Source organism: Companilactobacillus zhongbaensis (assembly GCF_003946515.1).
Classification (GTDB): Bacteria; Bacillota; Bacilli; order Lactobacillales; family Lactobacillaceae; genus Companilactobacillus; species Companilactobacillus zhongbaensis.
Window position 1 is genome coordinate 1 of the sequence record NZ_RHOM01000045.1, and the last position, 13,404, is coordinate 13,404.

Annotated in this window: 12 protein-coding genes; 3 read left to right on the forward strand and 9 right to left on the reverse strand. The window is 39.0% G+C overall.

Annotated elements, in window-relative coordinates:
* The first annotated feature begins 739 nt into the window (after positions 1–739).
* Entirely contained in the window at positions 740–1,369 is a 630-nt protein-coding gene (locus tag EKM69_RS11380) for a copper homeostasis protein CutC (protein ID WP_125711182.1), read from the forward strand.
* 60 nt (positions 1,370–1,429) lie between these two features.
* Here the strand turns inward: EKM69_RS11380 and EKM69_RS11385 are convergent, their stop codons facing one another.
* The 5 genes from EKM69_RS11385 to EKM69_RS11405 form a co-directional block, all read right to left on the reverse strand.
* Positions 1,430–3,847 carry a lectin-like domain-containing protein gene (locus tag EKM69_RS11385; RefSeq protein ID WP_125711184.1) on the reverse strand — a complete coding sequence of 806 codons (2,418 nt, stop codon included), beginning with the start codon at positions 3,845–3,847 and terminating at the stop codon, positions 1,430–1,432.
* Positions 3,848–4,093: 246 nt separating this feature from the next.
* Positions 4,094–5,467 (reverse strand): magnesium transporter, encoded by a 1,374-nt coding sequence (gene mgtE / locus EKM69_RS11390; protein WP_125711186.1) that lies wholly within the window; start codon positions 5,465–5,467, stop codon positions 4,094–4,096.
* 5 nt (positions 5,468–5,472) lie between these two features.
* Positions 5,473–6,378: an RluA family pseudouridine synthase gene (locus EKM69_RS11395; RefSeq protein ID WP_125711188.1), complete on the reverse strand. Its 906-nt coding sequence runs from the start codon at positions 6,376–6,378 to the stop codon at positions 5,473–5,475.
* Positions 6,371–7,177 carry an NAD kinase gene (locus tag EKM69_RS11400; RefSeq protein WP_125711190.1) on the reverse strand — a complete coding sequence of 269 codons (807 nt, stop codon included), beginning with the start codon at positions 7,175–7,177 and terminating at the stop codon, positions 6,371–6,373. Before EKM69_RS11400 ends, EKM69_RS11395 begins: the two co-directional genes overlap by 8 nt.
* The gene (locus tag EKM69_RS11405) at positions 7,174–7,830 is read right to left on the reverse strand and encodes a GTP pyrophosphokinase (RefSeq protein ID WP_125711192.1); all 657 of its coding nucleotides are present in this window, start codon (positions 7,828–7,830) and stop codon (positions 7,174–7,176) included. The genes EKM69_RS11400 and EKM69_RS11405 overlap by 4 nt, the downstream gene beginning before the upstream one ends.
* Positions 7,831–7,974: 144 nt before the next feature.
* Between EKM69_RS11405 and EKM69_RS11410 the strand changes: the two genes are divergently transcribed.
* Entirely contained in the window at positions 7,975–8,634 is a 660-nt protein-coding gene (locus EKM69_RS11410; protein WP_125711194.1) for a DsbA family protein, read from the forward strand.
* Between the two features lie 27 nt (positions 8,635–8,661).
* Here EKM69_RS11410 and EKM69_RS11415 read toward each other — a convergent pair whose 3' ends face one another.
* From EKM69_RS11415 to EKM69_RS11430, 4 genes are all read right to left on the reverse strand, one after another.
* Entirely contained in the window at positions 8,662–9,555 is an 894-nt protein-coding gene (locus EKM69_RS11415; RefSeq protein ID WP_125711196.1) for a competence protein CoiA, read from the reverse strand.
* A gap of 589 nt (positions 9,556–10,144) precedes the next feature.
* A complete protein-coding gene (locus tag EKM69_RS11420; protein WP_125711198.1) occupies positions 10,145–10,918 on the reverse strand; it encodes an SDR family oxidoreductase in 774 nt (257 codons plus the stop codon).
* 22 nt (positions 10,919–10,940) lie between these two features.
* Positions 10,941–11,414, reverse strand: coding sequence for an S-ribosylhomocysteine lyase (locus EKM69_RS11425; protein WP_125711200.1), 474 nt, complete (start codon positions 11,412–11,414; stop codon positions 10,941–10,943).
* 42 nt (positions 11,415–11,456) lie between these two features.
* Complete coding sequence (locus EKM69_RS11430; protein WP_125711202.1) at positions 11,457–12,302, reverse strand: MetQ/NlpA family ABC transporter substrate-binding protein; 846 nt, start codon at positions 12,300–12,302, stop codon at positions 11,457–11,459.
* Between the two features lie 612 nt (positions 12,303–12,914).
* Between EKM69_RS11430 and EKM69_RS12400 the strand changes: the two genes are divergently transcribed.
* Positions 12,915–13,058 (forward strand): hypothetical protein, encoded by a 144-nt coding sequence (locus EKM69_RS12400; protein ID WP_164505937.1) that lies wholly within the window; start codon positions 12,915–12,917, stop codon positions 13,056–13,058.
* Positions 13,059–13,404 lie beyond the last annotated feature (346 nt).

The following is a 13,404-nucleotide window of genomic DNA, read 5'->3' on the forward strand; positions in this document are numbered from 1 at the left end:
CCGACACTTCTCCGACTCTCTCCATTGAATACACGTTCCACTGCCTTTCTCTTAATTTCGAAAGGGGTCTTCTTATTTTTCTTACTCATTGTTATCGTCTCCCGGACTCGTTCTTGTTTATCATTCTTCCGGTTAAAACAATTGTAGCACGGCATCGATTGAAGCTATCCGGGAAGCTCGCCCGGACATCTCCAATACGAACCTTTCACTAGGCAATGAATTGCCAAGTGAAATTTGGCGGCTGAGGGCTGTATCCCCGGGCCCCTCCGTCTAGATAGTGCAACAATCCCATTGTTTTTGGGTGGGGACTGATTTATTTTCTGCAAGTTGGCACTTTTGGATCGTCCTAGTTTTTTCGGTCTATCTCAGTTTCTACCTTTACTGGTAAGTTCAAAACCCTGATTGATATTTATGACTGTTGATCTAGATTTATTTATTCGTTTGCTTTTATTTTTTGCTTCTTTCGCGGGACTTGCGCTCCGCTCATTATTGATTTTAGCTGTATCTTTGATTTTCTGTTTTTGTTTTCTTCGCTGATTTTATTTATTCTTGCTCAGCGCTCATTCTTCGCACTTGCGCCTAGTTCTTTTACTTTTTTGTTTCTCTTGCGTCGCCTGTTTTCCTTGTTCGTTTCTTCTTGTTTTCTGGGTATTCTTATTTTCTGATTGGTTGTACTTTCTTTTCTTTTGGGAAACTGCCATAATCATTACGATAATTATTTGTGAATTGAGGTTTTTTTATGTATAAGGAAATTGCTGTTGAGAATTTTACTGATGTGCCCCATGCTGTTTTGGCCGGTGCTGATCGTATTGAGTTGAACGATAATTTGGCTGTTGGCGGTACTTCGCCTAGTTTGGGTGTTTTGCAGGAGTCTGCTAAGTATCTTGAGGAGAAAGGTGTTCCCTTGGTTGAGATGATTCGGCCTCGTGGTGGGAATTTTGTTTATAATGATTTGGAATTGAAGATGATGGAGGCTGATGTTTTTCAGGCTCAGAAGCTTGGTATTGATGCTGTTGCTTTTGGTGCTTTGACTGCTGATGGCGAGTTGGATGAGGATGCTTTGGAGCTGTTGATTGGGGCTTCTTCTGGGATGCAGGTGGTTTTCCATATGGCTTTTGATGATATTGCTGAAGACAGTCGTTTTGAGGCTATGGATTGGTTGATCGACCATGATGTTGACCGGATTTTGACTCATGGTGGTTCTTTGGATCTGCCTATTAAGGATACTTTGCCTCAGATCAAGAAATATATTGATTACGCTGCTGGCCGGAGCCAGATTTTGCCTGGCGGTGGTATTACTGCTGAGAACGCTGATGCTGTTGCTCAAGAGCTTGGTGTTTCGGCACTTCATGGTACTCGACTTCTTTAAAAAGTTGATTTAGTTATTTTTGTTTATACAAAAAGCGAACGCAGGTTGCGCTCGCTTTTTTTAGATTCCGTCTATTAAGAACCAACTCAAAATAAATGAATATTTGCCAGGATTATTTTGACCTTTTGATTTTAAAAGAATTCCATCATCACTTTTCCAAGGTTTCACGATATTTGTTTCCTTTATTGAATCGTCATCCTTTTTATCGCTATCAATTACTTGCATTGAGTCCAATGACAATTCCTTCCCACCGGATTTTTTATAAATAACCTTGCCGTTGAAATGTGTTTTTTCTTTTGGATCTGGCATTGCCGATACTGCTAATCTCCATCCGTTACTTTTACTTCGAGCATCACTAACTTGGAAATCCCACTTTCCCATTCGAGGAATAATTTTCCCTGGAAAGTCAGCAAATTGTGTTCGAAAGAATACATGTGGAGTATTGTTTTCAAATAACAAATCACCACCGACATTGACAATAATAACGTGTGTAGCTGTCTTATTCCCATTCGTGTAGTCTTTTGCGTATATTTCTATTTGATTCATGCCAAATTTAAATTTATCTTTGGGAATTTCAAGAATATTTGGAGTTGTTCTAGATAATTTTTGTAAATCAGCAATAGATTCAGTTACTTCAGTAGATTCAGAATTTTTTATTTTATAAAGCAATTTCACATTTGAGGCATTCGTTTGATAAAGATCCTTTTTCCAAACATAGCAATTTATTTCAAATGGGGATTTCATCACAGACTTATTTGCAAAATTAATGGTTCCAAAAGGATCCGTTCGTAAATTTAATTCATCGCTCACAATTTCAAACGACGGAACTTGAACATCGGTAATATCGAATTGACTCTTGAATCTGGCATGAGCTGATTTAACTGTCATAACCTCACTTCCTGCTTGGGCATGAATGTTCAAGGTTGCGCTTTTCATCAAATTATTCAAAGGCCTCGTAATTTTACAAGTTAATACATTATTAGTGATTTGAGGATCAGTCACTTCTTCTGTGGTCCCATCCGCATAGGTAATATCCGCTGAAACGAATTTAACGCCTGCAGGCATATCAGCTTTTGAAAAAATATTGACCCAATTCTCTTGACCACTCATATATTCCAAATGATATTGAAAAGTTAAATCATCTCCAACGAACACTTTGTTTGCTTGGTTTTGTAACTTATCAGAAATTTCGAATTTTCTCGTTTCATCATAAATAGACGCGGAAATTTCAGCATTTACAACAGATGGGACCGTTTCAAACGAAATCAAATTAATTTGTTCATGATTTCCAGTTGACCCAGTGAAACCCCATCTTAATTTATTAGCATTCGGGCCCTCTTTGGGCAAATGAAATCTAGAAATATCAATAGTGGTTGATTCAGTCAAATAAGCGTATGACATTACGTAATTGTAGACTGACTCTATAGGTAATTCATTCGTTGGATTTCGGTTAGGTGTTCCATCAATTTTTTTATCGTTGAACTGATAAGTTAATCTCGCTGTTTTGTCATCAATGTGCTGCCAGTTAATTGTGACATGATGCCAACGTCCATCAGTCATATATAGATTCTTTATCGGTAGCATATGATTCATCGTGAAGTAATTGCCTCGGTAATCTCGTTTTAAATTATACGTGTTACTAGAACTTGGATATCCCATAGCAATATGTTGATATGAATTATTTTGCGGAGCTGCATTATAAATAGGCAAATCAAAAGATGCTCCCCTAGTTTCTAAGACATGGTCACCATTATCTTGTTTATCAGCGTATGTATCAAATTCGATAGCAAAACTATTCTGAATCGCTGTTGCGGCGATATTAGCTGCATTAGTTTCTGAAGACTTGAAATCCGTGCCCCACACCCCAAGAGATTCGCCTTCACCAAATTTTGGATGATCAGAGTGCTTATTCTCAGCAGCTATGGCTTTTATTCCATCATTGTCATTTTGTAACACAAACGCCATTCCATCTCCGCTGCCGTTTAATGCGCCGTTATATCCAAAATGAAGCCACATTGAAAGAGTTTGATCTTTGGAAACGTCAATATAGTTTCCAGCAGACACCTTACTCCAAATTGCTCCTAATTGATCAGGTCCGTCTGTAACTTTTAAAATACTCGACTCTGGTGAGTGACCTGTCTCACTTGGAACAATCTCTACCGTGTTTTTAATTTCTTTCAACGAATCACCAAATATTCCAAATTCAAATAAACTAGCTATATCAAGACCTTCAGGAGCATTCCTTAAAGCCCCAGGTATATATCGTGATTCAGGACCCAAAATATCGTCTATTAAAGAATAGTTACTGATTTGGCCATTCGATTGAAAATCTTTTTGAACTATAATGGGGTCATTTTTTTGCAATGCTGCTTGAGATACGTCTTTGCTACCAACATCAATCTTGAACAGGATTAAAATAATAATCAAAAGGGCTACAAAATAAATAAGTGTCAATTTTAACAATAATTGCTTATTCATTATCTCTTCCCCTTATCATTAATATACTATGGAAATAGTTTAACAAATTATAGATCATAAATTGACTATTAACTAAATTTATATAATTATGTGATTATGAAATATTTATTTATAACTTTGAAAATCCTTGATATTATGCGAAAAGAGACCCTCCATCGTGGTAGATAGAGGGTCTCTTTTTCAAAAAAATACATCATTTTTGACACATTATTAGTTATATAAATTAACTGTGAATTATTTATATTTTCACACTCCAACAAAATACTGCAAAAACATCCCTGCAATGCTGAAGTAAATCAAGACACTGGTCAAATCGCTGAGGGTTGAAATGAATGGGCCACTGGCTACTGCTGGGTCGAAGCCTATTCTGGACATTAGCATTGGGATGAAGCTTCCGGCTATGTTGGCTACTGTGATGGCGGCACACATTGCTAGGCCTATTACTAAGCCTAGGACGAAGTTGTGTTTCCAGAAGCCTACTAGTACGAAGATCGAGACTCCTGTTACTACTCCGGTCACTAGTCCTGTTACTAGTTCTTTGCCTAGTAACTTGAAAAAGTCGGAGCGGTCGATTTCGTCTGTGGCTAGTCTTCTGACGGCCACGGCTAAACTTTGTGTTCCGGCATTTCCGGCGGTACCGGTGATGGTTGAGATGAAGACTGCTAGGATGCTAGCTTGAGCTAGTAGTGCTTCGTATTTGCTGATCAATGTTGCTGTGATCATACTTAGTAACAATAAGGTGATCAGCCATGGTAAACGTTTTGTGGCTGCTTTGAAGGGGTTGTCGCTGATGGATTCATCAACGTCAACACCGGCCAAACCAGAATAGTCTTGTTGGGCTTCGTCATCGATAACTTCGATAACATCATCAACTGTGATGATCCCGACTAGTTTGTTGGCGTGATCAACTACTGGGACGGCTAAGAATTCATAATCTCTGAAGACTTGAGCTACGTCGGCTTGTTCATCGTCGACGTTAACAGTGATCAAGTCGGTGTTCATGACTGTTTTTAAAACGGTCTTGGACTTTTGCATGATCAAGTCACGCAAAGACATGACACCAACTAAGTCTTCGTTGTCGTCCAAAATGTATAAGTAGTAAATGGTTTCGGCAGTTTCAGCCAAGGTCCTCAAGCCTTTGATGGCTTCGCCTGCTGTGAACTCTTGATTGAACTGAACGAAGTCGGTCGTCATGATACCACCGGCTGTTTCAGTATCGTAGTGGAGCAAGCCTCTCAAATTGTTGGCATCGCTTTTGGGCATTTCGCTTAAGAATAAGTCCACGTGGGATTTATCCATATGTTCCAACAAGTCGGCAGCGTTATCGTCGTACATGCAGTTCAACATTTGTGAGGCATATTTGACGTCCATTTCGTCCAACAATTCTGGGATCAATGGCAGATCATCTTCGATCGTATCGAACATGTCCCCCATTTCATCGGGATTTAAGATCGAGTACATCTTGATCCGCTCGTCTTTTTCGAGTGACAAGTAAAAAGTGCTTTGGTCATAAAAATGCATGTCCAAATAAGATTTTCTAAATCTGATCCGGTCGTCGCTGTCTAAAAAGCTTTTTAGTTCTGTAAATTTATCGTTTTGTTTCTTTGTGCTTTCGTCCACTTGACTCACCCCCTTAATTTTTGACAGAGTTCTGTCATATCAGCTGGTAACGGCGCTGATAATTTTAATAACTTCTTCGTAACTGGATGCAAAATGTTTAATTCAGCACAGTGCAGTGCTTGGCGGTCGATCATCGGCTCGTCTTTTCGCGTGTACATATAATCCCCAATGATCGGATGTCCGACCGCTTTCATATGAACTCGGATCTGATGAGTTCGTCCCGTCAGTAATTTTAGCCTGACCAAACTAGCATTGGGGAAAACTTTTTCCGTCCAATACAGAGTTTGCGACTGTTTACCTTTTTCAAAATCGATGTCACGCAAGTAAAAAGCTTCTTTGTCGATACCGATTGGTAAGTCAACCTTGCCAGACAACGGGCTTAATTGACCGTATAAAATAGCTAAATAATATTTTTCAAAATGATCCGAATGTAAGATCTGATCTAAGAGTGAATGGGCATAAGAATTCTTGGCAAAAACCATTAGTCCTGAGGTATCGCGGTCGAGTCGCGTTACCAAATGGATCGTGCCATTTCCATGCTTCTCCTGCAAATACGCTTTGACGACGTTAGCCATCGTCTTCGATGTGCGTGCTTTTGCCGGAAGACTGGCGATGCCTGGTGGCTTGTTGATCACTAGCATGTACTCATCTTCAAAGATCACATCAAGTTTCCCTGGCATCGGTTTGATCAAATCTGATGGAATTTCTTCACTCATCACGATCAATATTTGATCACCAGTTTTCATTTCAAAATTGAAATGACGCTGCTTGTGATTGACGAAGATCATGCCACCTTTGTTTTTTAAATTGTGCAGCTGACTGGAAGAAAATTTCTTTTGCGTTAAAAACTTACGAATGATCTTCTTATCATTTGCCTGGATGATGAATTTCAAAAAACGTGGCTCAGTCATTTTTACCTAAGAAAGCCGTTTCGACCCTAGTCCAGAAATGACGATGACGATATTGGGCAAACTGTGCTCTTTGAGGACTTAGTTGAGCCTTGATACATTCGGTATCCTTCAACTTCACGACTTTTCCGTCAAAGTTGACCACATAGTCTTCGGCATCTTGTGGATAAAGGTGAACGATCTGATCAGCTGGGATCACGATCGGTGATGAAATGGTCCGGTAAACTCGGTTGTTGATCGAGGCGATCTCGACCATTTGAAAAACGTTGACCTTGGGATGGATCAAAGCGCCACCGATCGATTTGGAATAAGCTGTCGATCCCGTTGGCGTCGCAAAGCACAGTCCATCGCCACGAAAACTTTCAAAGTATTCGTTGTCGATATCGACTTGTGTCTTTAAAGTCAAAGCTGACAAACGTCTTACGATGACTTCGTTGATGGCAGTTCCTTTAATAACCGAGCCATCTTTGGCATCGATCTCAACATCGATCAAGGGATAACTCGTTGCGGGTATATCGTCCCCTTGTTCAATGATTCGAGCTACTAATTCATCGATCTCATCATCCGTCCAATCAGAGTAAAAGCCTAAATGACCTGTGTGGAGGGCGACAAATTTCACCGTGTCCAAATGGTCGATGTAGGCGTGAAAAGTGCTCAACAAAGTACCGTCGCCACCAACACTGATGACTAACGACGGGGCTTTTTGATCGAGTACAAAGTCGTGAGCGATCAGTTCACGGCGGATCTTATCGGCGGCTTGGACCGATTCTTCTTTTCCATTATTGTTTACCCAAAATTTCATTTCTTCGGCGACCTCGTAGAATTATTGATATTTCGTTTGTTGTCTGTGAAGTATTGCTGTGCATCTTGGATCTCTTCACGGATCTTGGACATTTCTTCATCGAGTAAAAATGAGGCCTCAGCAGCACGCTTGAGTCGTTCATTGATCTCTTCGGGAAAATCGCCCTTATACTTATAGTTTAACGAATGTTCGATCGTAGACCAAAAATTCATTGCTAAAGTTCTGATTTGAATTTCAGCTAAGATATTCTTTTGACCTTCAGCTAATTGGACTGGATACTCAATAACTACGTGGTATGAGCGGTATCCACTCGATTTACTGTTAGCAATATAGTCGCGTTCCTCAATAACGCGCATGTCTTCTCTTTGATGTAATAGTTTGGCTACGTCGTAAATATCTTCTACGAATTGGCATTGGATCCGGATACCAGCGATATCTTGCATATCTTGTTCCAATAGATCTTCTGAAATGTAACGACGTTTCATTTTTTCTTTAATACTGTCGATTGTTTTCACTCGACCAGTCACAAATTCGATCGGCGAGTGGATATTCTTTTCAAGATACTCTTTACGAGTATTTCGAAATTTCAATTTCAATTCATCAACAGCTTGCGTATACGGAATTAAAAATTCATCCCATTTGATTTCTGACATTACGATCCCTCTTTACTATTTAAATATATCCTACTGGGCATTAATATTCATCTAAAATTATAATTGTGAGTATAAAGCAGTTTATTTTACCTTTTTTATGATAGCTGTTAGAATGATTTTGCTAAAGAGATGGAGGGAATAGCAATGTGGGAAGTTTTTTTATATATTAATCCCCTATGTTCATACTGCTTAAAAGTGGAACGGTCAATCATCGATTTCACTCGAAAAAATAATATCGACACTCAATATCACTTCGTAACAACTTTCAATATGGCAACCATCACTGATTATATGTTAATGAAAGGTTATAAACCAGCTGATCTAGAAAAAAGAAATGAAGTTACAGAAAATATTTTTGAAGCGGCACTATTATACAAAGCTGCCGCCTGTCAAGGTAACAAAAAAGCTCGCAGTTTCTTAATGAACATTCAGAACGAAGTTAACGTTCTGGGAAAACCATTCAATGAAGATACTATCAAAATCGCCGTTGAAAAAAGTGGACTTGATTTTAAAGCTATCATTACCGAAAAGAATAGCGAAGCCGTCAGAAAAGCTGTCCGCAAAGATCAAGAATTAACTTGTCAAATGCAAATAGAAAAGGCTCCGACGGTTATCGTCTTCGATGATGACGATCCGACAAAGCCCGGTGTAATGATCAATAAATTCGGCAGTCAAACTTCCGAAGACATCATCAACGAAAATCTAACTGCTATGTTAGAAAAAACGATGCCACAACCTAATAATACCGGTGTTCAAACTGATCGGCAAAGTAGAATAATTAATATCGATAATTTTAGAAGATAGTTCATTAACTAGCTTCTTTTTTTTGGCCTATTTTTCAGACTTCTTATCTTGTTCCACATTCCGCGGGCGATTCAACAACGGCTGTCTGATCCGTCGTGGCGTCGAACCACATTTTATCATCCAGTGATAAGTTTGATATATTGGCTTCAACATTTCAAATTTTTTCCCTTCTAAAAAATCTTCCACCCGCTCATGATGGCGCATATAATAACTAGTTTTAAAGTGATTAATCTTTGGATCTTGGATCTTGCGGATACGCTCGATCTGGTGCTCACTGATCTTTACTTCTTTAACTTCATCCCGTTCAGGCTGAAAATCCAAAAAGTGCTTGAAGTTCTTCAATTTAAAAGTTTTCTTGTGGCAAGTCACCCGATTGAACGGCCCGATGAAACGGACTTCGTAAAACAAAGAAAGCCTCTGGGATTTAGGATCGAACATGACGATGAAAAAGCGCCAGTTGTCATTGTATGCTAAAAATTTTAAATGTTGTTTAGTTAGCTTCTTTGATAAGTAGTCCCCACCTAAGATCCAGAGATCTTCTAATCCTAGTTGACGATATTTGTCGGCCCGTTTGCTCAAGGTTGGTAGGTCGATTTTGGCACATTGGTATTCGATGACGGTCTTTTTATCTACCATAATATCTGGCCGTTGATCGATTTCTTTTAGATAGACTTCTTCTTCGATGACGCATGATTCTGGCGTTGATTTTTTTAGTGCTTCTATTAGCTGTTTTTTGCCTTGTTTGTGGATCGGGCGTTCGTTGGTTTCGTTGGTTGTTTCTGGTTGGTGTTTGAAGAACGGTGTTACTGCTGTTTTTATTAGTATTACCGGTCTTTTGCATTCTGGACATTTGAACTGTCCTTTTTCTTTGCATTCTATTGCGTTGATTAATTGATTTTTTTCGTTTAACGCTGCGTACATTATTCATCACCTCTGTATAGAGATTACGCAATTATTTTTGATAATTTTTTTTGATGGGGATTTTTTTTATTTTTTTTGATTGGAGCGATAGTTTTTTGTTCTGGAGGTGAGAGAGTTTTTGGCAGACGAGAAGCGTTTTGTTTGGTTGGATGTTTGTGATTTTTGGTGGTTGGGGTTGTGGTTGTAGTTTGGTTGGGGGTTCACTGCCGACTCCGGGGCCCAGGATAGTGCAACAATCCCCCTTTTTTTGATGGGGACCGATTTATTTTGTACAAGTTGGCATTTTTTGCGCGTCCTAGTTTTTGCGGTCTATCTCAGTTTCTACCTTTTCTTGTAAGATTTAGTTCAAGACCTCTTTTTTGAGTTAGATATTTTTGTGATTGTTCCAATTTCATATCCGTCCTTTCCTCCTTGCTCGCGTGCTTGGTTCCCGCACTCTCGCCTCGCTATTTTATTAATTTTTTTATTTTTTATTTATTTATTGCTTTTTTGATTCTTTTACATCACGAAAAAAGACAGCATCCCTTTTATTATCAATTTTTCTTCGATAATAATGGGTGCTGTCTTTTGTTTTTTCTTTTGTAATTTATTAATTCATGGTCATGCCGCCTGTTACGTTGATGGCTTGGCCTGTCATGTAGTCTGATAGGCGACTGGCTAGGAATAGTACGACATTTGCGACGTCTTGTGGTTTTCCTGTTCGGCCTAGTGGTACTTGGCTGTTGTCTTCCCTTTCGATGTCATCAGGTTGAAGTCCTCTGATTTTTGCTCCGTCATTTCTTTCACGATGTTTCATGGCAGTTTCGATGATTCCGGGACATACTGCATTGACGTTGATTTGTTTGCTTGCTAATTCAATTGCTAGTGTCTTGGTGATTCCTAATACTGCGTGCTTTGATGCGGAATAGGCTGCCATGGCTCGATAGCCGTTTTTTCCGGCCTGGGAGGCCATGAAGATTATTTTGGCTGGTCGGTTTTTGGTCAACATTAAGTTGGCGATGTATTTGGCTACTAGATAGGTGCCTTTGGTGTTGACGGCTATGGTTTTGTCAAAATCGCTGGTCTTGCTGTTTACCAAGTAGTCCATGGTGGATATTCCGGCTACGTGTGCTAAGACGTTGGGGATCAAGTCGGCTTTTTTTAGTTGGTCTGTTACGTTTTGGACGCTTTCTTCGTCGGCTACGTTCAGATTGATTTGAAAAAGGCCTGGTTTTGCTTGGCTTAGTTCGTGGTTTTGAAAAGCTAAGTCAGCTTCGATGACGATCGACCCTTCTTCGTAAAAAGTTTGGGCGACTGCCTGACCGATTCCTTGATGAGCCCCTGTCACAAAAACTATTTTGTCATTCAATTCTGAAAATGTCATTTAACCATCCCTTTGACAAGAATTAGATTACATGACGTTCAAATGGGTCGCTGCTGATTCCTTCTTCGAGAATCTTCTTTGACCATTCTTTAGCAGAAAATAGTGAGTGGTCGCGGTAGTTACCACAGCTATAAATATCTGTTCCTTGAACGTCCTTCCATTCGATTTTATTTGCAATTTCGTCTAATGAACCTTTCAATGCTTTAGCAACTTCTTCAGTTGAGTGTTCACCCCATGTGATCAAGTGGAAACCTGTACGACAACCAAATGGTGAGCAGTCAATAACACCTGATAGACGATCTCTCAATAGACCTGCCAACAAATGTTCGATTGTATGCAATCCTGCAGTTGGGATAGCATTTTCGTTAGGTTGTACTAAACGCAAATCATAATTTGAGATAGCGTCTCCTTTGTCACCATGTTCAACTGTGATCAAACGAACGTATGGTGCTTTAACCTTTGTGTGGTCCAATGTAAAACTTTCAACTTTTGCCATAATGTAAATCTCCTCCTAATTTTATACAGTATCTATCTTAGACTACTTTTTGAAATATGATAATGGTTTATCAACTTCAATTTTCGTTCCGTAATATTTTTTCTTAATATATTGTTGGATCTTCTTGTCATGATACAACTTGACTAATTTTTTATAAGTCTTGTTGTTTTTGTCTTTAGAAGCAACAGCCAATATATTTACATTATTTTTGGTATCTTGATCGAGTTTTTCATGATAGATCGAATCAGTTAAGACGTGCAAGCCACCATCTAGTGCAACGGTGTTTGAGATCAACACGACGTCAACATCATTCAAAACTCTTGGTCCGGTAGTATCATCTATTTCTTTAAATTTCAGATTCTTCGGATTGCTGGTAATATCTTTAGCGTTCCCCAATGCGCCAAAGTCTTTCTTCAACTTGATCAAACCAGCAGCCTGAAGCAATTCCAACCCCCGAGAAGTATTGGCAGGATTATTAGCAATAGCGACGGTAGAACCATCCTTGATCTGACTAACTTTTTTAAATTTCTTCGAGTAGATCCCCAGAGGTTCCAAATAAGTAGTCCCGATCGCAGCTAACTTTCCATTAGGATTTTCGCGATTGTAAGCTTGGTAGTAGGCCCAAGACTGAAAAGCATTAACATCAACTTGCCCCTCAGTAGTAGCCTTATTCAATTGCGTCCCATCAGTAATCTCTTTAACCTTAATCTTCAAACCAGCGTCCTTAGCTTGCTGACTCTTAGCAATATGTTCCCAGATCTCCAAATCAGACCCTTGAGAACCAACAGTAACCGAATCCTCAGAATTCGAACCACTGCCACAGCCAGCCAAAACAAAAATAGCAAACAGAGCAACAAAAGTAGCAAAAACAAAACGTAACCTCTTCATAAAAATTCCCCTTTCGCGCTCAAAGCGCTGGCAAAATAAAAATCAAAAATAAAACAAAACTAAGAATCATCCAAAAACATCAAAGCCTTCAAACAATCACCTTCCCCAAAAATAAATGCAGAAAAAATGAAACAAACTAAATCAAATCAAAAATTAGAAATGCATTAAATATGAAGGGCGCCCGAGTCGCAAAGCGACGAGTCCTGCTAACTTTGAAGTTTCAGGAAGTATCTCGTTTTTTTAATCGGAAACTCCTTACATCTTCGATGTCACCAGTTAACTCTAAGTAGGCGCCAGAGGCGCTTACTTAGAGTAAAAAAATAATCGCCCCTACAACAAGAAGTAAAAAATACTCCAAAATTGTAGGGACGATTTCCCGTGATACCACCCTAATTCGTGCTTCACTCACATAAAGCACCTCAACGACACAAACATGTCCGGGATAATATCGCATCCTTGCGTTCCATCGGCTTGCACCTCAGGAAAGACTCCAAGCTCATGTTCAGATCTTCGTTCGTTCCGTCCTTTCACTATCTAACGGTCGCTTAAAACTACTAAAAAATCCTACTCTTCTCTTCAACGTCTAATAAAATTAAAATTTGATTAGTTGATGTGAATAAAGTTAACACCAAAAAAATTCAAAGTCAAACAAATTTTCAAAAAAGAGTGAAAACAAAAGTACCAAAACCAGCAACAGAAAAGGAACGAAAAGTCATAAAATTAAATTTTAAATTAAAAATATCAAAACAACAATAATAGAGCAATAGCGACTTTCCAGCGACGAAGGAGCGAAGAAAGAGCAAGAAAAAAGCAAATACAAAATACCAACCGATGAAAACAAAAAATAAAAATCAACAAGATAGATAAATCAAAATCAAATCGTAAGACCGAAAAAAGCTAAGTCCAACTCACCTAACCAAAACAGTCAAAACCAACAAAGATAAGTACCGTATCCCCACAAAAAAATACTAAGCTTAGAGGCATAGAAGTTACCCGACGGGGTGCTCCTATGCCTCTATTACTTTATAGTGGTAGTGAAGACAAGCCGTACTCATTTTTGGTCCTTGAGACCGTCACAAAAAATGGCTGCTTCACTTGTTTT